The 21,214-nt window shown below is 45.7% G+C and carries 19 protein-coding genes; 6 read left to right on the top strand and 13 right to left on the bottom strand.

All coding sequences use genetic code 11. The annotated features are described in order from the left end of the window. Nucleotides 1-61 precede the first annotated feature (61 nt). Both I3248_RS05900 and I3248_RS05895 read right to left on the bottom strand, forming a co-directional pair. A complete protein-coding gene (locus I3248_RS05900) occupies nucleotides 62-493 on the bottom strand; it encodes a low molecular weight protein-tyrosine-phosphatase (protein WP_025647174.1) in 432 nt (143 codons plus the stop codon). A 12-nt stretch (nucleotides 494-505) separates the two neighbouring features. Further along, nucleotides 506-1,612, bottom strand: a complete 1,107-nt coding sequence (locus I3248_RS05895) for a polysaccharide biosynthesis/export family protein (RefSeq protein WP_238062924.1) — start codon at nucleotides 1,610-1,612, stop codon at nucleotides 506-508. A gap of 278 nt (nucleotides 1,613-1,890) precedes the next feature. Between I3248_RS05895 and rluB the strand changes: the two genes are divergently transcribed. Continuing rightward, nucleotides 1,891-2,808: a 23S rRNA pseudouridine(2605) synthase RluB gene (gene rluB / locus I3248_RS05890; protein WP_238062923.1), complete on the top strand. Its 918-nt coding sequence runs from the start codon at nucleotides 1,891-1,893 to the stop codon at nucleotides 2,806-2,808. Nucleotides 2,809-2,988: 180 nt separating this feature from the next. On the opposite strand, the gene I3248_RS05885 is transcribed toward rluB, so the two are convergent. The 3 genes from I3248_RS05885 to I3248_RS05875 all read right to left on the bottom strand — a co-directional run bounded on the left by I3248_RS05885 (nucleotide 2,989) and on the right by I3248_RS05875 (nucleotide 5,143). Further along, nucleotides 2,989-3,561, bottom strand: coding sequence for a hypothetical protein (locus tag I3248_RS05885; RefSeq protein ID WP_238062922.1), 573 nt, complete (start codon nucleotides 3,559-3,561; stop codon nucleotides 2,989-2,991). A gap of 116 nt (nucleotides 3,562-3,677) precedes the next feature. After that, nucleotides 3,678-4,301: a hypothetical protein gene (locus I3248_RS05880; protein ID WP_238062921.1), complete on the bottom strand. Its 624-nt coding sequence runs from the start codon at nucleotides 4,299-4,301 to the stop codon at nucleotides 3,678-3,680. 80 nt (nucleotides 4,302-4,381) lie between these two features. Beyond that, a complete protein-coding gene (locus I3248_RS05875) occupies nucleotides 4,382-5,143 on the bottom strand; it encodes a hypothetical protein (protein WP_238062920.1) in 762 nt (253 codons plus the stop codon). Between the two features lie 152 nt (nucleotides 5,144-5,295). Between I3248_RS05875 and I3248_RS05870 the strand changes: the two genes are divergently transcribed. Beyond that, nucleotides 5,296-5,898, top strand: coding sequence for a LysE/ArgO family amino acid transporter (locus I3248_RS05870; RefSeq protein ID WP_238062919.1), 603 nt, complete (start codon nucleotides 5,296-5,298; stop codon nucleotides 5,896-5,898). Between the two features lie 156 nt (nucleotides 5,899-6,054). Here the strand turns inward: I3248_RS05870 and I3248_RS05865 are convergent, their stop codons facing one another. The 4 genes from I3248_RS05865 to I3248_RS05850 form a co-directional block, all read right to left on the bottom strand. Next, nucleotides 6,055-7,437 carry an NAD(P)/FAD-dependent oxidoreductase gene (locus I3248_RS05865; protein WP_238062918.1) on the bottom strand — a complete coding sequence of 461 codons (1,383 nt, stop codon included), beginning with the start codon at nucleotides 7,435-7,437 and terminating at the stop codon, nucleotides 6,055-6,057. Nucleotides 7,438-7,791: 354 nt separating this feature from the next. After that, on the bottom strand, nucleotides 7,792-8,433 hold the full coding sequence (locus tag I3248_RS05860; protein WP_025647182.1) for a MarC family protein: 642 nt from the start codon (nucleotides 8,431-8,433) through the stop codon (nucleotides 7,792-7,794). A 323-nt stretch (nucleotides 8,434-8,756) separates the two neighbouring features. Next, entirely contained in the window at nucleotides 8,757-9,617 is an 861-nt protein-coding gene (nadC, locus tag I3248_RS05855) for a carboxylating nicotinate-nucleotide diphosphorylase (protein WP_238062917.1), read from the bottom strand. Nucleotides 9,618-9,831: 214 nt separating this feature from the next. After that, complete coding sequence (locus tag I3248_RS05850) at nucleotides 9,832-10,836, bottom strand: hypothetical protein (protein ID WP_238062916.1); 1,005 nt, start codon at nucleotides 10,834-10,836, stop codon at nucleotides 9,832-9,834. A 316-nt stretch (nucleotides 10,837-11,152) separates the two neighbouring features. On the opposite strand from I3248_RS05850, the gene nadA reads away from it, so the two are divergent. The 3 genes from nadA to I3248_RS05835 are packed head-to-tail and all read left to right on the top strand — an operon-like array spanning nucleotide 11,153 to nucleotide 15,259. After that, nucleotides 11,153-12,292 (top strand): quinolinate synthase NadA, encoded by a 1,140-nt coding sequence (gene nadA, locus I3248_RS05845; protein ID WP_238062915.1) that lies wholly within the window; start codon nucleotides 11,153-11,155, stop codon nucleotides 12,290-12,292. Between the two features lies 1 nt (nucleotide 12,293). Continuing rightward, nucleotides 12,294-14,228 carry an L-aspartate oxidase gene (gene nadB, locus I3248_RS05840; RefSeq protein ID WP_238062914.1) on the top strand — a complete coding sequence of 645 codons (1,935 nt, stop codon included), beginning with the start codon at nucleotides 12,294-12,296 and terminating at the stop codon, nucleotides 14,226-14,228. 59 nt (nucleotides 14,229-14,287) lie between these two features. Beyond that, nucleotides 14,288-15,259, top strand: a complete 972-nt coding sequence (locus tag I3248_RS05835; RefSeq protein WP_238062913.1) for a phosphatidate cytidylyltransferase — start codon at nucleotides 14,288-14,290, stop codon at nucleotides 15,257-15,259. 29 nt (nucleotides 15,260-15,288) lie between these two features. Here the strand turns inward: I3248_RS05835 and I3248_RS05830 are convergent, their stop codons facing one another. Then, nucleotides 15,289-16,137: an SDR family oxidoreductase gene (locus I3248_RS05830; RefSeq protein ID WP_238062912.1), complete on the bottom strand. Its 849-nt coding sequence runs from the start codon at nucleotides 16,135-16,137 to the stop codon at nucleotides 15,289-15,291. 150 nt (nucleotides 16,138-16,287) lie between these two features. Here I3248_RS05830 and I3248_RS05825 point away from each other — a divergent pair, with 150 nt between their 5' ends. Next, a complete protein-coding gene (locus I3248_RS05825; protein WP_238062911.1) occupies nucleotides 16,288-17,199 on the top strand; it encodes a lysine exporter LysO family protein in 912 nt (303 codons plus the stop codon). A 5-nt stretch (nucleotides 17,200-17,204) separates the two neighbouring features. On the opposite strand, the gene I3248_RS05820 is transcribed toward I3248_RS05825, so the two are convergent. The 3 genes from I3248_RS05820 to I3248_RS05810 form a co-directional block, all read right to left on the bottom strand. Then, complete coding sequence (locus I3248_RS05820) at nucleotides 17,205-18,446, bottom strand: PIN domain-containing protein (RefSeq protein WP_238062910.1); 1,242 nt, start codon at nucleotides 18,444-18,446, stop codon at nucleotides 17,205-17,207. Nucleotides 18,447-18,482: 36 nt separating this feature from the next. After that, nucleotides 18,483-19,733, bottom strand: coding sequence for an FAD-dependent oxidoreductase (locus I3248_RS05815; RefSeq protein ID WP_238062909.1), 1,251 nt, complete (start codon nucleotides 19,731-19,733; stop codon nucleotides 18,483-18,485). Nucleotides 19,734-19,818: 85 nt separating this feature from the next. Further along, nucleotides 19,819-21,123: a UbiH/UbiF/VisC/COQ6 family ubiquinone biosynthesis hydroxylase gene (locus I3248_RS05810; protein ID WP_238062908.1), complete on the bottom strand. Its 1,305-nt coding sequence runs from the start codon at nucleotides 21,121-21,123 to the stop codon at nucleotides 19,819-19,821. Nucleotides 21,124-21,214 lie beyond the last annotated feature (91 nt).

The raw sequence follows: 21,214 nt of genomic DNA, 5'->3' as shown, positions 1-21,214 counted from the left end.
ATCATTTTAGATTAGTAGCTCAATATCAGTAACTCGATATCACTTAGTTAGGGGTAAGCAGTTAGCTAATTTTATCAGCCCAAGGTTTTAGGCTATCAAAGATATCTTGCCGCGCCTTTTCAAACACAGCAAGATCATGGCGATATGGATCAGCGATGTCTTTGTCAATCCAATGCCCAATACGGAAAGTCTTACCACGGCAATGCGGCCAACGATCCTCAATCCATTTGCTTTGATTATTAGACATCGTCAGAATCAGATCTGCTCGCTTCACTAGCGTCTCATCAATCTGCTTGGCGATATGCGCAGACATATCTATGCCCAGCTCTGACATCACTGCCAAAGCGTTAGGATCAGCGCCATTACCGACTACAGCGGAGAGCCCAGCAGAGTCGATTGTCTTATTAGGGTACTGCTGCGTAAGAGCCGCCTCAGCGATAGGACTGCGACAAATATTGCCTACGCAAACCACCAAAATATTATCAAATGCCATAATATTTGCCACCTATAAGCTGGAAACGCTTCTAATTGCTGAGGTTGAAGGAAGGAGTGAGTTAATAACACGATTCCAACGCGTCAAGCCAGTTGGATCCACATAAAGAATGTCATTCGGCTGCATCTCGAAGCGATTGGCTAGTGCGAGGCTAGTCAGACTTTGCATATCAGCATAATAAATATTGGTGCGCTGGTAGTTTGGATTGTCACGGACTACATATACTTTGGCCGCATTAGCAGTAGCAGAGTTCAGACCTTTAGATCTACCTAACACTTGCGCTAGGCTCAGTCCTTGCTCTAAGATAGGCACCGGCTCAATTTGACCAAACTCGCCTAACACATAGACGGTGTTTCGATCTTGGCTATTAACATGAATAGAGTCGCCGTCTTGGATATAGATCTGATTACCCGAAGCGCCTATCTGCCGTAGATCGCTTAAACCGATATTATAATTACGGCCATTACGGTTTAGCACGATACTGTTTGAATCGCCAGTCTCTGTGGCGCCGCCCGCTTTGGAGATCGCACTATATAATGATACAGGCGCATCATCAATAGCAAACTCGCCAGGCTGTTTGACTTCACCATCGATAAAGAACTTATTACCGCGATAATTGATAATCTTTACTTGTGGATCAGAGTATTTCAGGTAGCGTTGCAGTTGACTTTGCAAGGAGGCGGTAAATTGCGGTACGCTCAATCCTGCCGCCTGAACTCTGCCGACTAATGGAAACTGCACAAAGCCTTGTTGATCTACTGGGTATCCTGCAGATGCAGGACTATTACTATTTCCAGATGAAGCGATATTCATATCTGGATAACCCACTAAATTAATAGCTAAGATATCACCCTGAGAGATACGGTATTCTTTTTTCTTTGAGCTCGCTATAAGCTGATAGATGTCATTCGTAGGACGGCTGACTTGCGGAGGCGGCAAGGTCGCTAAGTTGAGCGGCTGTATATTGAACTGCAAACCGTTTTCGGCAGTGAAGTCCCCTACCGGCGGCAAATCACCTGCTTGCAAGCCTGGATTGATCGTCGTCGTCGCGCATCCTGCAGACCATAAAGTCATGAGCAATAAGCCCGAGGTGCTTAATAGTTTAAAGGATTGGCGCATAATGAAGACCTTTATAGAGCATGATGACAGATAAAAAGTATAGATAACAAGGATATATTACTAGTTTAGTAAGGCATTTATACTATAAAAAAAAAGCCATAATAACATAATTGGTTAAAATTTCATCTATTGTTATTATTTTTGTTCACTTTTATGTACACCAGTTTGCAGATATTATAGTCGCTGACTACTGCTTTGTCGTTCAAAGTAGCGTAAAATAGCCAATCTAACTTTTTACATTGAGAAATGTACACACTTACCCGATTCAAGGATATATTATGAAAGATGAAAAACTACAAAAAGCACTCGCTCGTATGGGTCTTGGCTCACGCCGGCAGATGGAAGAAGTCATCAAATCTGGGCGCGTCACGGTCAATAATGGCCCAGCCACTATTGGCGATCGCGTCAGTCCAGGTGATGAGATTCGCGTTGATGGTCGTCAGATCAAATACACCAGCGAGAATGAAAAGCGTCGCCGCGTTATCGCTTACTACAAGCCTGAAGGTGAGATTTGTTCAGCGAACGATCCAGAAGGTCGCCCAACTGTATTTGAGCGTCTACCAAAGCTTACCCACGATCGCTGGGTAATGGTCGGTCGATTGGATATTAATTCAACTGGCCTTCTGTTGTTTACCAATGATGGGGAGCTGGCGCATCGATTAATGCATCCATCGAATGAAATCACTCGTGAATATGCGGTACGAGTACTAGGCGAAGTGACGCCTGAGATTGCACGTATCTTAACTTCTGGCGTGATGCTAGAAGATGGTATGGCGCAGTTTGAAGATATTAAGGAAGGCGGCGGTGAAGGCGTGAATAAATGGTATCACGTCAAGCTTAAAGAAGGACGTAATCGCGAAGTGCGCCGTCTATTTGAGTCGCAAGGCCTAAAAGTCAGCCGCCTATTACGTACGCGCTACGGCTCTATTGATCTACCCAAAGAGCTGCGTACAGGTCGTCATATTGAGTTAGACAAAAAAGACATTAACACTTTGACTGATTTAGTTAGCTTGCGCCCGCGTCAAGGCACCGGTCTGCATGGTGCAGCTAAAGAGAAGCAAAAGCGTATTAGAAGTAAACCGCTAAAAGCGCGACGTAGTGACAACCGTAGATCCGATAGCAATGATAATAATGCTAAGTCTAAGCGTAGCGGCAGCCCTGCTAGTAAAGGTCGTAGCCGTAATAACAACCGTTAGATTAAAATACGTTAAACCAAATTAAGCATAAAAAACGGCCATTGATATTAAATATCAATGGCCGTTCTTTTTGTAGGTTATGATTTTAGTTCACGTAAGGTACGCCCCGCGCACTGATTATTGAGAAAAACCCAGCCAATGGTACGTGGAACGCACCTCACAGAAATTGCATCATCTAAGCTAACTTTGACTATCCATGTACTGCTTCATTACGCGCAGATCTTGCAGATGCTGGCTTTGCATTTGCTCAAGCAAGGACTCTAATCTTGATTCAATATTATCTAGCATCGCTTGCAGTAATTGCTGAGCCTCGTCTTGTTGGCTGATTTTAGAATGATTACTGTTTTTAGCATTATCACGATCTGTGTTTTGTTTGAACAAATGATAGTAACTGGCTAGCATCTCCGGTAGTCTCGTGTGTAGTAACTTATGCAGCACAAACTGCTGCTCGGTCATAGTGGCTGTAATGTTTTGCTGCGCTAAGCTCTGCTGATAATCGCTATATACCGCGACCCTATCGTCGATAGCTTGTAGCTGTCGCAGCTGCTGTTGCGTTAAAGGTGCTAAGTGCTTCGGATCCAAAGTAAGCTGACGCCAGCGCATATCTTTAGGTGTTAGCGCTTGATTAGGGTCTTGATAAACCAACACGCCAGGGCTAATCCCAACTGCTTTATGCAGCGCCTGCCAGCCTTTTTTACCAATATAAATGACGCCGACAGTAGTCGCAATGCCTACGCCTATCAGTACACTCATGTCATTTAGCCTTCTATTTCCTTACTACTCTTTGCCGCTGCTTTTGCAAACTATGCCTATTAATAAGGCTATTTTTAGCGCTAAAAAAATCGATTAATAAAATTCCAAATTAATAATTAAACTTGCGACTCACTTTTATCGCTTAGCACTTGCTCATTTATGACTATATCTGAGGCTCTAGCGGTATTGCTTCCAGTAGTAGGAGCATCAAAGCGCTGCTGTAAGTAGCGATTGGTCACTAGTAGTTTCTGCCCGTCTTGATGATAAGAGGCATCGAGCAGGTCATCAAATTGACGGTCTACTGTACTTAACACCTCTAATAACGCCTCTTTACCCGTAACACCAGAGTGTTTTATCTTAGTGGTATCGGCGCGCTGACCATCCAAATCGTGGAGACGACGGTAGTCGGCTACCGCTTGCGGGATATGCTTGTCCATCAAGTTTTGAATCATGATATAAGTTTCGGTCACCGTATCCGTATCATCAATTTTGCCATCATTATTGGTATCGCCATAGATGACTCGTAGCTTCTCGCCTTTTTGATTAATCTTATCGAGTAAGGTTTTGACCTCAGCAGGTAAGCTCTTTTCAGGAATATAACCGAGCTGCGGCATCGCCTTGTACTCAAGCATCTTTGGCGCCGTTACTTTTTTGATACCGCGATAACCCAGATACAATCCTGCCGCCGGTAGCACACCGTAGAGGATGAACATCACAAACATGGCGGTTACTTGAGTCATGGCGGTATCCTTATAAAAGGTGGAGAAATTATCTATATTTTGCTTACTATGTTAGTGAATACAGAGTTAGTGAATACAGCTTAGCTTTGTGTGCGACTTTTGACATAGCGATGAGTCGATGCCAAGCGATTGAGCACGGTTTGATGCAGCTCATCAAGGAGCTCATCTAGCTCGTAATCAACCTCCAAAAACAGATCGGTCAACATATCACCTGCTGTCATACTCCCTTGCACCATAGTGTTCCTTGTTCGATGCGGACTAAAGCGCAGTAGTTGCTCATAATGATGCAGCGCCTCTGGAATGCTTTCATTGACCAGTTTATCGATGACGAACTGGCGCTCATTATGCTGCTGCTGTTGCTCTTCATTCAGCTCATCGCTCCAGTCACGGTAGCGTTTGAGCTTGCCATTGATACGATCAAGGATAGCCACTGCCTCAATAGGCATAGCGTTTAGGGTGGCCTCATCAACCACATCGACAAGTTCGGTCATAATTGGGCAGCGTCCATGTTTGAGATACCATAATGTATCGGGGTCAAAAGGGGGTCGATTGGGCGAGCGCCACTGAGCGCGGTTCGCCAAATAGCGATCGGTCAGCGGCGTTGGCGTACCAATATCATTAACTTGCGCCAATGCAGCACAGATACGCTCAGCGCGTTTAGGCTCAGTAAGCGGCGATAACGCTTCAATATGTTTACGGCTATTGTTAGCACTACTGTCAGCAGCAGTATAATCTTGATCCACGTTACTTGCCGCTTGTTGTACACTTTTGGCAGCCGAAGTCGGCAGGTCATCTTGCTCTTGCCCAAATGACTGTAGCATTCTTGCCAGACTTATTACCATAACTTACCTTTCCCTAATCGCTCATAATCTACCCGCTCAAAGCGCACTTACACTATTGCATTCAACTTTTGAATAGCTTATCTTAACAGCTTTTTTGCCATCTTCCAGTAAGCAAACGTCACCAATTATAGTAAAAAACTAAGCCACTCTTTATGAATATTGCTGATTATTTGTCTGGGTTTTTTCTAGGCTTATCGCTGATTATAGCTATCGGCTCACAAAACGCCTTTGTCCTAAAACAAGGCCTTAAACGCGAGCATGTGTTTCTTATTTGTCTATTCTGCGCTGTCAGTGATGCGCTGCTGATTTCAGCGGGCGTCGCAGGCTTTGGCGCGGTAACGGCTCGTTTCCCGCAAGTAGTGACTATCGCGAAATTCGCAGGCGTAGTATTTTTAGTCGGTTATGGACTACAAAGCCTATATGCTAGCGTAAAACTATCTCATGCCTTGACGACCGAAGGCCAAGCAGTAGGCAGCCTTAAAAAAGCGCTACTACTTTGCATTGGATTTACTTGGCTCAATCCGCACGTCTACTTAGATACTTTGGTGCTCGTGGGCATGGTTTCAACCGGTGCTAGTAGCAAACTCACCTTTGCTGTAGGAGCCGTCAGCGCTTCTTTTGTGTTCTTTTTTGCGCTAGGCTATGGTGCACAGCTATTACGGCCGCTATTTGCCAAACCTAAGGCTTGGAATATACTCGATGCCTTAGTCGGAATACTGATGCTTTATCTAGCGTGGCATTTATACAACAGTTAGCATTTCACAAACCTTTCATCGCCAATATATTTAGCCATAAAAAAACCAAACACACTATCTTAGTATGTTTGGTTTCGATGTGATAAGCGTTGTAAACGTTATCTATTTAAGCATTGTCTAATAACTATTAGCTAAAATAGTATTGATAACCTTTAGTTAAGACGCTTTTTTGTGCTTTTTGGACTTAATAAAGCTTAAGTTCAAAAAGTGCTCTAGCGAATCATCAGTGATATCTAACCAAGGCTCTGGTAGCTCTGGCGCTAACGTACCGGTCAGCGTTGAGCGATAGGCTTTTTCTCTGAATTTCATGATATCTTCCGTTTTATCTTTCTGCCACTGCTTCAAGATATCTGCTTGCTTTTCGACTGCAAATTCAGGATAGTCCGTCGCGTTGTTCAGATCGCGGATATAGGCGGCTTGAAAATCGATCGAATCATTGACCGTTACACATTTAGCGTAAGTCGCGAGCCATTTTTCTTCGTCCGCTTGACGGCTCTCAAGATCCGGTAATTCAATATCACCTAGGATGACATCGCGGGCGTACCATGCTTGCGCGTCAAACATATTAAAGGTGAAGTACTGATCCTGCATACCTAAATAGATAAGCTGCGGGTTTGGCTGCCAAAAGATGCCTTTATAAAGATTGGCCGGATACAGACAGTTATGCGTCTGCAAACGTAATTCATCTGGCAAGAACGGGAAATGGAATAAGTAGCCGGTACACATAATAATCGCGTCAAAGCGCTTACTCGTACCATCAGCGAAATGCGCCACATCGTCTTCAAAATGCGTCACTAGCGGACTCTCACTAATGCCCTCAGGCCAGTCATACCCAAGCGCTTGCGTGCGATAGCTGATAGTGACCGATTTAGTGCCGTATTTATAGCACTGAGTACCGATATCTTCAGCAGAATAGCTACTACCGATGAGTAAGATATCTTCATCTTTAAACTCTAAGGCATCACGGAAATCGTGAGCGTGCAGCACCCGGCCTGGGAAGGCTTCTAGTCCTTCAAAATAAGGCATATTCGGCGTTGAGAAATGGCCTGTTGCGACGACCACATGGTCAAACTCACCGACTTCTTGCTCGCCGGTTTTGTGGTTCATCACCGTCACGGTAAATAGCTTGGTTTCATCATCGAAAGTGACCCAACGCACTGGGCACTCAAAACGGATATATTTTTGGATATTTTGCTTATCGATACGTCCCATGATGTAGTCTTTTAGGACTTCGCGCGGTGGATATGACGGGATAGGCTCGCCAAAATGCTCTTCAAACGAATAATCGGCAAACTCTAAGCATTCTTTAGGGCCATTCGACCATAAGTAGCGATACATACTGCCGTGAACGGGTTCACCGTTTCTATCTAGACCAGTACGCCAGTTATAGTTCCACATGCCGCCAATGGCATTTTGTTTTTCATAACATACAATTTCTGGTAAGTCCTTAGCGCCTGCTAAACGCGCCGCTTCAAAGGCACGTAATTGTGCCAAACCGCTTGGACCTGCACCTAATATAGCAATTTTTTTCTTGTTCAAGATTTACTCCTGCTGATAATAGTGGAGCACTACTATAACATATTTTTATAATTCATGTCGTTAGACGCTCTACTTGGTCATGGATCAGGGGTTTAGAGCAATTGAGCAGACCTTAGCAAACCTCTAAAAGAACGAGATTGCCGAGGGGTTTAAGGCAGGATAATTCGTATGGCAACAGACAAAGGCATGAAGCGTTATCAATCAATATAGTCGAACCACTATTAAAGTGTTACAGCGTTAGACTCGTTTAGCCTACTACTGTAGTACTTGCACTCGTCTGCCTTGTACCACTTTTAATATTGATTGACTATAAGTACGCTGATAATTGAGCTAATAAACGAATTGATAGAATAGCTATAATAAAACAGGAAACAGGCTACGCAGAGCATTGACGATGATTTCGATAGAAACAGCTGCTAATAGCATACCCATAATTCGGCTCATAATATTGAGTCCGGTATCGCCTAATAAGCGGCTAATCCGGCCTGCTGCCATCAGCGCTAAATAACAAAAGATACTGATTAGCAAGCCGGCGATAAGAATAGCGGATATCTGCAAAATACCAGACACTTGCGATGAATATATGATAACCGTTGAAATACCGCCGGGCCCAATCATCATCGGAATGGCAAGTGGTACCACTGCCGCAGCTGTGGTTGGCGGTGCGTCTTGCACATGATCGACATCGAAGTTCTCTTGATCAGGCTTAACAGGATTACCCTCGCCGTTCATCATATTAAGGGCAATTAAAAACACCAAGATACCGCCTGCCAGCTGAAACGAGCCGATGGAGATACCCAAAGCCTTTAGTAGAGTCTCCCCCACTACGGTAAAAAAACTAATAGTAATAAAAATAGTCAAACAAGCAATGCGCGCGACTTTGCGGCGGTTCATCATCGAATAACCGCGCGTCAAATCTAAAAATAAGGTCAAGGCGCTAAAAGGATTAATCAGCACCAAAAAAGCCAAGATAATTTTGATAATTTCAGTATTCACGGCGCGCTCGCTTGTTTTGAATAAACATCGGGCAAAAGATAAGGCCATCGTGCGATTGCAGCGATGACCCCGTGTATTTTTGATGCCATTATTATAGCATGGCAAGAGAGGCGAATTAAATCATTAACTTACCTAGACATATAGTCAATCAATATTAAAAGTGGTACAAGGCAGACGAGTGCAAGTACTACAGTAGTAGGCTAAACGAGTCTAACGCTGTAACACTTTAATAGTGGTTCGACTATATCTAATGATGGCAATAAGCGCTGCTGTACTCCATGCTAACAAGAACAGCTAATACACATCAAGCTAACGGCGGCGGCTTAAGCACTAAAATCCAAGCCGATATCTAGCGCCGTCGTGCTATGCGTCAGATAACCCATGGCAATAAAATCCACTCCAGTCTTTGCTGCTGCTTGCACGGTCTCAGGTGTGATACCGCCAGAAGCTTCAGTCTGCGCGCGGCCTTGGCACATCGCTACCGCTTTGCTCAATGTATCAGGACTCATATTATCGAGGAGTACTAAGCTGACGCCTGCGTCTAATGCCAGCTGCAACTGCTCTAAGGTATCGACCTCCACCTCAATCGGAATGAGATGACCGGCAAAGTCTTGCGCTTGCTTGATTGCCGTTTGGATATCGCCGGCTATGGCAATATGGTTATCTTTGATTAAAATCGCATCATCTAAGCCTAAACGATGATTGCGGCCACCGCCGCAGCGTACGGCATACTTTTGCAGTGTGCGTAGCCCTGGAATCGTCTTACGCGTACAAGTGATTTGCGCCGGATACTCAGCGACGCTATCGACGATTTGCTGCGTGGCAGTCGCGATACCGCTCAGATGGGTCAAGAAATTTAAAGCCGTACGCTCCGCAGTTAACAAATGACGCGCATTACCGCTGACGATAGCGAGCACAGTACCAGCGGTGACGCGCTCACCATTTTGAACTTGAGCGACAAACTCTATCTGCTCATCAACTGCAGCAAACGACAGCCTTGCGACGTCCATACCGCAAATCACCCCTGCTTGCCGCGCCCGAATCTGTAGCTTTGCCTGCTTGTCAGCGGGAATGGTCGCTTGCGAGGTCACATCGCCGCGCCGACCTAAATCTTCTACTAGTGCTGCTTGTACTAATGGCTCAAGCAGTACTTTATCTAGCGCCGGCTCTAAGTGAGTGTTCATCGTTTGGTTTATCCTCTGCTTAAAAAGAGTCAAGTCTCTAAACGCTTATGAGGCGCTAACTACTTAAACTCAAAATGAGCATAAATATAGCGTAATGTGCTTTTATTTTCAATAAAAAGTTTTTGAGTTGGAAATTGAGTTAGGTAAAAGTTACTCAAACTACTTGGGTAGACAGTTACTTGGGTAGACAGCCACTTAAGCAATGAGTAAAGAGTCACTTACGCTTCGGTAGTTTACTATCCATAAGCAGACTTTGTAGTTCGATATCATGGCAAAACCGATAGAGCTTTGCCGGACGGCCGCGTTGAGCGCTACTACTCTCCCCAGTAGGCATGACAAGATTTTGCGACTCTAGTAGACGCCGGAAGTTCTGTTTGTGCAGCCGCATACCCGATAGCGCCTCGACGCTTTGTTGCAGGTGCGATAAGGTGAAGCTATCTGGCATCAGACCAAAGATAAGTGGACGATATTCTATCTTGGCGCGGAGCCTAGATATGGCGGTAGCAATGACGCGGCGATGATCATAATACATCGGCAAGCCTATCTGTTGTGACCAATTGGCGGCAAGCCTATTGGGCTGATAATTCGGCGATTCTGGTACTAAGTCCGCTTCATAGAGCATCTCGTAACGTAGCAGCACATGCTCTGCTACCCAGTCGATTGTATCTGCATCACTAGCATTCGCTCCGTTTTTATGGCTCTCGCTAGTTTGACTGACGCCCCAACATAGCCCGATACGCTTATACCGTCTTTGCCGGATAGCCTCATCTTCTGCATTATCGGCCCACATATATAGCGCCGGTAGGATTAGATTGGTAATAATATCCGGTGTACCTGTTAAGTGGTTTTCCCACGGAAAATAATCGTACCAATCCTGCCAGCTAGCTTGGCTCTGCGCTTGCTTGGCCTGCTGCTCTTGTACTAAACCTAGGTAGCTGACATAGACCAGCGCATGACCATCCTCATTACGCCTATTGGTATCGACGAAGGTATAAAGCTGCTCCAAATACCCTAGCGGCTGCTGCGTTTGCTCCTCCACCCATTGCCGCACGCCAGCTTGTAGCGAGCGATGCAGCGGCATTAAAGGGCCATTAGGTAACAGCTTACCTTGATCAACAGTGAGCACTTGCGCGGTATTATCAGTGATAGTTATCAGTACCGCCACGACCTCAGTAGTGCCGCTACCTTGTTGATGCGCGTGTGAATAGGACAACGTCATAGTGTTATATTTTTACCCTTTAATCATCTTTGTTTATAACTTCCATCAAGCACTAATGCCAATATACCAATGTCATGCAAATGAATGGTTAACCTCTAGCAGTATAACGCGATTTGCTGACTATCCTAGTCTCAGGTTGTAATTCTATCGCTCAAAATGAATGCTCATCTACAGACTACAGAACCACTCTGCATAATTAGCCTATAAAAAATACTTGTATTTATGCTCAAAATGAGCATAATATAAAACCTCTCATTAATTTGACTATCTACTTATTTCTTTTAAGACCAATATTTTTATAATAAGGCACACCCTTATGAACACTTATCCCTACGACGCACCAGTATTAAGCGCTGACAAGCGTATCGCGATACAAACAGGTATCGATTATGCCAAAGCCAAACTACCGGCTGACTTGCCACGCTCCGAGCGACTACAAGTCGAAGCGAACATCAAACAGCTCCTGCTTGAGCATAACGCGGTACTAGTTGCGCATTACTACGTTGACCCTTTTATTCAAGATTTGGCGTTAGCCACCGGCGGCTGCGTGGGCGATTCATTGGAGATGGCGCGCTTCGGTCAAGCGCATAGTGCGCAGACTCTGATTGTCGCAGGCGTGCGCTTTATGGGCGAGTCTGCCAAGATCCTTAGTATGGAAAAGACAGTGCTGATGCCAGATCTGGAGGCGGAATGCTCGCTGGACTTGGGCTGTCCTGTCGATGAGTTCTCCGCCTTCTGTGACGCGCATCCTGATCGTACCGTTGTTGTCTATGCCAATACTAGCGCTGCGGTCAAAGCGCGCGCCGATTGGGTGGTGACGTCCTCTGTCGGTATCGATATCGTTCGCCACCTGCACGAGCAAGGTGAAAAAATCATCTGGGGCCCCGATCGGCATTTGGGCAAATATATCGCGCGCAAGACAGGTGCAGATATGCTGCTTTGGCAAGGCTCCTGCCTCGTCCATAACGAATTTAAAGCAACTGAGCTCAATCAGCTCAAGGCAGAATACCCAGAAGCAAAGGTGCTAGTACACCCAGAATCTCCTGATAGCGTGGTTGCGCTCGCTGATGTGGTCGGCTCAACCAGTAAGCTGCTGCAATCAACTTATGAGCTGGACGCTGATACTTTTATCGTGGCAACCGATCTAGGTATCTTGCATGAAATGCAAAAGCGCTCACCTAATAAGCGTTTCCTCGCTGCGCCGACTGCTGGTGAAAGCGCGAGTTGTAAGAGCTGTGCGTTTTGTCCTTGGATGGCGATGAATGGTCTACTTGGCATTGAGCAATGCTTGCTGAATAAGAGCGGCGAAGTCACACTATCAAAAGAGCTAGCAGCTGCGGCAAGCAAACCTTTACAGCGGATGCTTGACTTTGCCGCCGCAAAAAAACAACGCGTCACTGCTAGCGGTGATATCGTCAAAGACCGTGCACTGTTTAATAATGTGGGAGCCGCCTAATATGAGCGTAGCCGCTAACAGCAAGCCGCTTAATTTAGCCAAAACTCATCCTGTTACTGAGTCTATTCGTACTGAGGTACTGATCATCGGGGCCGGTTTAGCAGGTCTTAGCACGGCGCTGGCGCTACCAAAGTCGCTAAATATCACAGTATTGAGTAAGGCTGCGCTTGAGACTTGCTCTAGCCATTATGCCCAAGGCGGTATCGCTGCAAGCTTAGCGGCGGAGGATAGCGTTAACGACCATATCAAAGACACCTTAATCGCTGGCGCTGGACTGTGCGCCTCCGACAATACTGCCAGCATCTTAAGGTCTGGCAAACAAGCCGTACAATGGCTATGCGAGCAAGGCGTACCTTTTACGCAAGTGGCTAACCCTAGTGATAACGACCATATTGATGTTGATGTTAATGTCAACGCGAATAACAGTGCTGCCTCTTATCTACAGCCCAATCTGACGACTGATAATCTGCATCTGACCCAAGAAGGCGGGCATGGTTGTCGCCGCGTCGCTCATGCAGACGATGCGACTGGTCGTCATATTATGGAAGCTTTGACTGCGCAAGCACATGCCGCTAGTAACATTAGTATTTTGCCTTTTCATGAAGCTCTGCAGTTATTAACGGATAAAGGAAGTAAAGGAGGTAATCGCTGCCAAGGCGCTATCGTTTTTGATCATAATCATCAGCGCCAACGGACTATTGAAAGTCAGGCGGTAGTGATGGCGAGCGGCGGCCTTGGTCAACTCTTCGCTCGTGCTAGCGCGCCAAATGTCTGCGTGGGTGATGGCGTGATGATGGCGTGGCAAGCCGGCGGCCGATTGGCCAATTTGGAATTTGTGCAGTTTCACCCGACAGGCCTGGCTTTAGGTGAGTCGAGCTTCTTAATATCAGAAGCACTGCGCGGTGAAGGCGGACGTTTGTATTGTCCGATCACGGGCCAACGCTTTATGCTAGCGGTTGACGAGCGTGCCGAGCTTGCGCCGCGAGATATTGTCGCCCGCGCTATTGCCGAGCAAATCGCTAATAATGGCTTAGGTTACGTACACTTAGATGTCAGTCACTTGCCCACATCATTTTTGCGTGCGCACTTTCCGCAGATTTATCAAACGCTGTTAGCGTTAGGAATAGACATCACCACTGACCCTATACCCGTCGCGCCAACAGCCCACTATAGCTGCGGCGGTATCGTCACCTGCGATCAAGGTCTAAGCGATGTACCCGGATTATATGCTGCCGGTGAAGTGGCATATACCGGTCTGCACGGCGCCAATCGCCTAGCGAGTAATTCGCTACTAGAATGTATCGTCGTTGGTCATAAAATCGCTAAGCACCTACCACGCTATTTGACTGATCATATCTGGTCGACGCCTACAGTCGACAACCTCCAACCTATCTTACTCTCAGAGGACATTACCTTCCATCAGTCTACTGATACTGATATTGATATTGATGCCAATTCTGATATTGATACTGATGCTATAGCCGCCTCATTAAAGACGCTAATGACCACTCATATGGGCATCGTGCGTCATGCTAAGTCCCTTGAGCGAGCTTTATGGCAACTACAGCAGTGGCAGCAACTGCTCAAAGCTTTTAGCATAAATGATATCAGTCACTTACAAAGCCGAGGTAATCTGAGCGCTTGTTTAGAAGATATAGCAATAACTTCTGAAACTTTATTGCACTTTAAGCTCGCCCGCCAATTACAACTAGCAACTTTAATTGTGCAATCCGCCCTTCAGCGTCACGAGAGCCGCGGCGGTCATTACCGTCAAGACTACCCTACTTTGGCTACTAAACCTTTGGTCAGCGTTATCAGCCCTTGTATTAGTGAGAGACCTTTAAGAATTGGAATAACCAATAAAATCAAAAATATAGAGCTATTTGAAGAAAACCTTACTTATAGTGAGCCTTTATTAGCGCTTGCCCCTATTTAATAGTAGCCTTATCTAGTATAGTAAGTTAAAGGTACAGTATCTTATAGAGTGAATCACTAATGAGCACTGATACGCTATTTGTTATCTTACTTATGCTTACTGTCAGCTCGGTTTGGGCGCTACTGGCGATACCGAAGCTGCGTGCTCGTTTGCCTACGATTTATCTCATCGCGCGCTCTTGGTGGTGGATGCTTGCCGCCTTATGTAGCTGCTATCTTATCGCCAAAACAAACAGCAGTAGCCACCGCTTCGATAGTCATTATCCTTATCAATGGCTACTAGTGGGATTTTTTGTGCTTATCGGTTTGCGCGGTAGCTATGAGATCAGCCGTCTGTGGCGCTCCGAGAGCAAATCACGACTGATTAGTAAGCTACAAGCCCGCGGTCTACAGCCCAAAGCGCTAGCGTTACCTATTTCGCGAAAACAGCTGATAGCAGCAGACTCAGCCAACATGCGTTCTAATAGCTCTTCTGGCTCTCACACCATCAACGATCCTCTGACTGGCCATAACACCCCGCCTTATATCTATCTCAACCTACTAGACGGACTCTTTAGTGGCGCTTTTATTTTGCTTATTGTCAGCTTAGTGTTTTTACAGCAGCTGACTTGGCACCGTAGCCAATACGGGGTGTTGTTGTTTGTATTATTCGCCAGTCAGTTTAATGATATTGCGCAGTATTTATGCAGCAAACTGTTTAAAGGCCGACTGTTCAAACGTGGTCTTGCGCCGCGAATCAGCCCAAATAAAAGTATTGAAGGGGCTTTTTTTGGTAGTTTACTGGCTGCGCTATTAGCCAGTTTTTTAGGGGTTTGGTTGACACCATTTGCTTGGTGGATTTGTTTGCTTAGCGCTTATGGTCTTGCCGTTAGTGGTATCGCAGGCGACTTGCTAGAGTCGGCTTTTAAGCGCCAACATGGGGTCAAAGATACTGGTACGATGCTAGCAGGACACGGCGGCGTGCTCGATAGAGTAGATAGTTTATTAATTGGCGTGCCAATATTCACGGTAGCTTATTGGTTATTAGGGTAAATAGACTTAGCAGACCTTTTTCATTATGGCTATTTATCCAACTTACCGCGCAATACTCGACTCAGCAGCGGTTTAGGTAACTTATTTAACATGTAAGTTAGGTAGTAAAGGCGCTTTGGAAAAACAGCGAGCTCCACCCCTTCATCGATGGCTTTCATAATAAGCTGAAGCGCTTTATCTATACTAATAATAAAAGGCTTATGATCGGCACTACCCTGATTTAAGTCCCGCAGGGCTTTCGTATCTATATATCCTGAGGCAATGCAAGTGACTTGAATATTATAAGGCGCTAATGCCAATCGATAAGCGCTAGCCGTAGCGATCATCGCCCGTTTGCTTTTGGCATAGAGACTAGCGTAAGGATAGTCCATCATGCCTGCGATAGAAGCCATACAGATCAGGCTCGGTTTCGGCTGAGCGTCGTGCATTATCGATTTTGTTGTATGTTTAGCAGTTAGCTGCTGGTGTTTTAACTGTTGACTGCCCCATGCAAATACCTCCTGAAATGCTTGTAAGTTAATCGCTAACATTAAGTCGCTATTGGCCTTGTCAAGCTGATGTACACGCTCATTAAGATAACTTCCCGCACTATAAATCACTCTATCAAAGCGGGTTTGTTCTAATTCCGCTAACAAGCGCCGGCGCTGCTCAGAATCAGTCAAGTCACACGCATAAGTTATGATTTCAGGATGCTCTACGTTGATCTTGGTAATCTTCGCATCATTATGACCGACCACACGCACTTGCCAGCCAATGGCGCTGTGATGTAAAGCCAAAGCTAGACCTATACCGCTAGTACCACCCACGACTATCAACTGAGGCGCGCTTTGATTTTCTGTAGTGTATTTATGGTCTATGGCAGAGGGGCAGGTTTGCATAGTGGATAGCCTTAAACATTTAGCAAGCGGATGGGCGTCTCGCCACTATAGCAGTTTTATCCGCTAAATTTATTCCTCATTATGGTACAATTGCCGGCTTGTAAAAACGATGTGAATGTCCCACAGTCCCTGCTATTTCGAGCCTGCCCTATGCAAAGCCTGATTACCCTCGTTCTTGTTCTTATGCCGATGTTCATTGGTTTTGCCATTCCTTCTAACCCGAAGATGACCGTCTTTGCTGATAAGGGTTTGTCTTATTTGGTGTTTATTATTCTCACCTTAATTGGCATTGAGCTGTCGCAGGTAGAAGGGTTAGGCAGTCAAATAGGTGAGATTGCCCTGTATGTCATTATATTGTCGATATTGACCATAGGTACGGGGCTATTTAGCCTAATGCTCTTTGATCATCTAAAACCTTGGCAAGCTAAAAAACCAGTAGCGAAATCTAAAGAACATCGGGTCAGTATTAGAGGCAGCTTGGCACAAGTGGTTTGCGTCGTCATCGGTATGGTGATTGGGTATTTTTTGCCAGAAGGCTATCTACCGCCTGAGAACACCATGACTGTCCTGCTGATGATTTTGATCTTGTTGGTCGGTATTGGCCTTAAAGGCTCCGGCATTACGCTAAAAGAAGTACTGCTCAATCGCCGCGGCGTGGAGATGAGCGTTATCTTCACTTTTGCGGTGTTGGCAGGCGGACTATTCTTTGCCTTGCTATTTAGCGAAGTATCATGGACCAAAGGCTTAGCACTAGCGTCAGGCTTTGGTTGGTATTCGCTCTCCGCTATCGTCATGACTGAAGCTTATGGCGCAATTTGGGGCAGTGTGGCGTTATTTAATGACTTAATCCGTGAGTTTTTTGCGCTGATATTTATCCCGGTCTTTATGCGTAAATCTCCTTCAGCGTCAGTGGGTCTCGGCGGTGCAACGAGCCTCGATTTTACCTTACCGATTATTCAGCAATCGGGCGGCCTCAAGGTCGTGCCACTAGCGATCAGCTTTGGCTTTTTGATTAATATTGTCTCGCCTGTACTAATGGTGGCGTTTTCGGCGTTGGGGTGAGTTGACTATATATTATAACTAAGCTTGTTGTTACTAGATATCGTGACAACCTGATTGCCAATCATTTGTTTGACAATATTATCAATTGTTTTAAGGTCTTCATCGCGCAGATGACTGTTAAGGTAATTGATTAAACTCGATTTTTTTGCAGGTCGTGAGCTGACAGGCCGATCCTTAATAGATGCAATAGCGCATTGATATACGGTACGTTGGTCTATCGTCTTTGAGCTTACGTTTTTGGCACTGGTTTTTGTTTTATGGACTGATAAATCATCTAAGGTTGGATAACAAACTTTTTGATTGTTTTGCTTTATCAGTCCTTGATTTTTTAGCCATGTAATAACTAGGTTTACTTGTGACTCGTCATTTTTTTGACGATAGCTGGCAAGTTTTTGTTTGATGACGTTGATTAATCCAGTCATAGTCTTAGCTTTACTTAGTAATACTTTTTCGGCTACTAAATTTAGTACACCCTGACTGTCTGTGTTGTAGCAGAGTTTTTCGTTTTTACTATCGAGCTCTATCAGGCCTTTCTTGATAAATTTATCAAAAACTTTTTCAACGATATTGTTTTGTTCGGCTTCATCAAATTTAACCAAAGCTTCTGCTAACGCGTATTTCTTCATCGCAGAGAGTAGGTTTGATTTATAGCTTGGCAAAAACATCTTGCGATTTACTATGCTATCGAACACCAAAACATAGCAGTCATGAATGATAGATTGAGGCGTTTTTTCTTCACTGATTGGTACTGTAGCGGTCTTCGTATCTATCAGACCATCGCTGTTAGTATCGTCATAGAACACTTCGTTTTGACTGGTATCAACGATGAGTTGAGTTTGTTCTATATCAGCCTCTATCGTGTTCTCTACCTCATAGGCGAGGCTTAATTGATTGGCATCTCCTGCGCGTGTGATGGCCATACCGTCATACACAGTGTTGAGATGCTCAACCAAGATATCGTAACCACTATCTCTTGCCAAAATACACACATCCGCCTGTGCATCGATTTCAGATATCTTGCCAAGATAAAAAGACAAGTAAAAATCTAAAGCGTTTTTACCTGCATGCTGCATCTTGATGATATGTACATTATCGCTGTTGAATTCGAGTAATGCTTCGACCAACCCAAGTGGCAAGCTCTTTTGCTGATGTATGCCCAAAAACAACCATACATGACATTCCTTTGTATCCATGCCCTCAAAACTCTTGGGTTGAATGTTTTCATAATCAATTAAAATATGCTTCATCGAAATACTCTTATTATTTGATTGTCACAACCCTCCCTAAACCCCACTCGCCTGATTTGCAAACAAGCGCATCAATGGCTTGATTTTACTGACTCGGTACATGCCTTCACTGCGAATCTGCTGAATCGGACGCATCTGCGCAAGCGAGCCTGCAAATAACCAATTCAGCGCAGAAAAGCTATGCATCATCAGGCTATTATGCGGTCGGCGTAGACGCTCATAAGTGCGTAACGTTTGCGCGCTACCCCACAAGCTGTTACCGCTGCGCTGATAGTCGTATTCTAATTGCGCAAATAGTTCTTTTACATCGAGCATACCGAGGTTCAACCCTTGGCCTGCCAGTGGATGAACGCCATGCGCGGCATCACCTATTAATACCAGATTATCCGCGATATAGCTTTTGGCTTGCTGCGCGGTGAGCGGGAAGCTGGCGATAGATTCTATTTTGTCGATTGCGCCAAGCTCATAGTTGCTCGCGGCAGCGAGTTTATCAGCGATATAACTTGGTTCTTCTGCTAGTAACGCTAACGCTTGGTTGCGCGGCAAAGTCCAGACCACTGACTGCCAATGCTGCGGGCGGGCTTTATCTTCCTCAGTGATATCCGCTAATGGCAATAGCGCTAGCGTACCTGTCGGCAACATCGCTTGACGTGCCGTAGCCAGGTGCGGCATAGCGGTGTGAATCGCGCAGCAAATCGCGGTTTGCTGATAGTCCAAAGTATCAAGCTCAATAGCCGCATGCTTACGGACAAACGAGCCGCGACCATCAGCGCCGATAAGTAAGTTTGCCGTAATCCTCTCGCCATTCTCCAAAGTCACTTGATAGCCTTCAGCCCCTAGCCAATCCATATTGACTACTTTTTGGCCTTTAATCACCGTGAGATAATCACTAATATCGCTATCATTTAAGCGCTGCCAAAGCGCGTGCTCGATGACTAACGGCTCTACCATACTGCCTAATATATTTAGATGTTCTGTATCACTATCGCCAAATAATAGCTCGCCTAAGCCGTTTAATTGCCAAACCTGCATTTGTGAATAGTCGGCTTTACGGCCGCTAGTCTGAATATTTTGCCAAGCACCTACTTCTTGTAGAAGACCAATACTCGCAAGGCTTAGCGCATAGACCCGCGCATCGCGCTGGTTAAGTAGCTCCTGCCAACTGGCCTCATCGCGATCAGGCGCTGCATCGATTAAGGTTACGGGACGTTTCGCTTGCGCCAGCTTCAGCGCTAAAGTTGCGCCGACAATACCGCCACCGATGATTAAGCTATGGTTATTTTTCATAAATACTTCCTAGATACAATATTTCCTAGATTCAACACTTCCTAGATTTAATAGCTGTCCATACTTTGACTTTGCGTAAAACGAATTAAGACTTAAGTCCCATGGCATAAGTGGCGACTAAGGGCTTGATATTCGGCAGCTTATCAAAAGCCACTAAGGCGACGTTACGTGCTAGCTTAATCGCTGGATTGGAATGGGTAAAGCCATGTACCACTGCATCACAGAAGCGAATGACGCGCTTTTGGTCGCTCTGACGCGCTTTTTCATAGCGCTGTAGCATCTGCTTATCGCCGATATCTGCGCCCTGCTTGACTTGCTCGCTTAGCATTTCTGCCAGGACATGGGCGTCGCGCATACAGAGGTTAAAGCCTTGACCTGCCACTGGATGCAGTGTGTGCGCCGCGTTGCCCATAATTACGCAGCGGCCTTTGACCTGTCTGTCAGCAAGCACTCGCGTTAACGGATAAGCGCCGCGGCGACCGGCTTTGATAAAACTGCCAGCGCGCTCGCCAAACGCTTGCTGCAATGTCGCTAAAAAGTGCGCGTCATCTTCTAGATATTGCTGCTCTTCCCCATTAGCACAGACCCAAACTACCGAACGACGATAGCCTTTTTGATACTTATTATTGCCGTCGCCTTCAGGATCAGTCAATGGCAGGACGGCTAACGGGCCAGCCGGGCTAAAGCGCTCAATCGCCACATGATTGTGCGGCATAGAGGTCTCCACCACGCCGACGATAGCGGTTTGACCATAGTCGTAATCGGTGGTGCTTATCCCTAACAGCTGACGCACTGTCGAATCACGGCCATCACAAGCAACCAGTACACTGCCTTGCAGTTGCTGTTCCCCCTCACTACCGTCATAATAGTTAAAGGTTAAAGTAACGCCATCCGCTTGTTGCTCAACCGCCACCACATCAGCATTATCGATTAAGGTAATCAGTGGCTCATCTTGCGCCGCCAGTAATAGCTTATGGCCGAGCCAAGCATTTTCCATCACTTGCCCAAAAGACTCGACCTTTTCTTCTTCCTTTTTAAGCTGCGCGCGCCCAAAGCTGCCTTGCTCGCTGATTTGTACCGCATCAATTCGGCAAGCATGGCTTTGTAGCTCATCCCATAGCCCTATCTCTTGGTAGATCTGCACGGTGCGCCGTGACAAGGCAGTATTACGACTGTCTAGATAGTGACTACGCTTGGCATCGTCTTCGGGGCCGATCTCAGGGTAGCTGTTTTTTTCAAGTAAAGTACTTTTGATGCCGTGATGCGCTAATAGCAAGGCAAAAGATAAGCCAACATGACCGCCGCCGGCGATAAGTACTTGCTGATCGGTCACTGCATTAGGCTTAGGGTCTAAATTAGAATTAGCGCTATGTTGTTCGAAGTTTTGCATAATTATTCCTATATAAAACTAAAATATTTTAAATTGACTAGGGCGTGTTGAACATTCGACCATGGCACTGACAGCGACTATTTTTTAGGCG

This window comes from Psychrobacter sp. Ps3, from assembly GCF_022129275.1.
In the GTDB taxonomy this organism is placed as follows: domain Bacteria; phylum Pseudomonadota; class Gammaproteobacteria; order Pseudomonadales; family Moraxellaceae; genus Psychrobacter; species Psychrobacter submarinus.
This window is presented reverse-complemented; position numbering and strand designations above follow the sequence as displayed.

Coding starts and splice junctions, on each gene's coding strand:
- I3248_RS05900 (WP_025647174.1), bottom strand. CDS start 493: ATGGCATTTGATAATATTTTGGTGGTTTGCGTAGGCAATATTTGTCGC.
- I3248_RS05895 (WP_238062924.1), bottom strand. CDS start 1,612: ATGCGCCAATCCTTTAAACTATTAAGCACCTCGGGCTTATTGCTCATG.
- rluB (WP_238062923.1), top strand. CDS start 1,891: ATGAAAGATGAAAAACTACAAAAAGCACTCGCTCGTATGGGTCTTGGC.
- I3248_RS05885 (WP_238062922.1), bottom strand. CDS start 3,561: ATGAGTGTACTGATAGGCGTAGGCATTGCGACTACTGTCGGCGTCATT.
- I3248_RS05880 (WP_238062921.1), bottom strand. CDS start 4,301: ATGACTCAAGTAACCGCCATGTTTGTGATGTTCATCCTCTACGGTGTG.
- I3248_RS05875 (WP_238062920.1), bottom strand. CDS start 5,143: ATGGTAATAAGTCTGGCAAGAATGCTACAGTCATTTGGGCAAGAGCAA.
- I3248_RS05870 (WP_238062919.1), top strand. CDS start 5,296: ATGAATATTGCTGATTATTTGTCTGGGTTTTTTCTAGGCTTATCGCTG.
- nadC (WP_238062917.1), bottom strand. CDS start 9,617: ATGAACACTCACTTAGAGCCGGCGCTAGATAAAGTACTGCTTGAGCCA.
- I3248_RS05850 (WP_238062916.1), bottom strand. CDS start 10,836: ATGACGTTGTCCTATTCACACGCGCATCAACAAGGTAGCGGCACTACT.
- nadA (WP_238062915.1), top strand. CDS start 11,153: ATGAACACTTATCCCTACGACGCACCAGTATTAAGCGCTGACAAGCGT.
- nadB (WP_238062914.1), top strand. CDS start 12,294: ATGAGCGTAGCCGCTAACAGCAAGCCGCTTAATTTAGCCAAAACTCAT.
- I3248_RS05835 (WP_238062913.1), top strand. CDS start 14,288: ATGAGCACTGATACGCTATTTGTTATCTTACTTATGCTTACTGTCAGC.
- I3248_RS05830 (WP_238062912.1), bottom strand. CDS start 16,137: ATGCAAACCTGCCCCTCTGCCATAGACCATAAATACACTACAGAAAAT.
- I3248_RS05825 (WP_238062911.1), top strand. CDS start 16,288: ATGCAAAGCCTGATTACCCTCGTTCTTGTTCTTATGCCGATGTTCATT.
- I3248_RS05820 (WP_238062910.1), bottom strand. CDS start 18,446: ATGAAGCATATTTTAATTGATTATGAAAACATTCAACCCAAGAGTTTT.
- I3248_RS05815 (WP_238062909.1), bottom strand. CDS start 19,733: ATGAAAAATAACCATAGCTTAATCATCGGTGGCGGTATTGTCGGCGCA.
- I3248_RS05810 (WP_238062908.1), bottom strand. CDS start 21,123: ATGCAAAACTTCGAACAACATAGCGCTAATTCTAATTTAGACCCTAAG.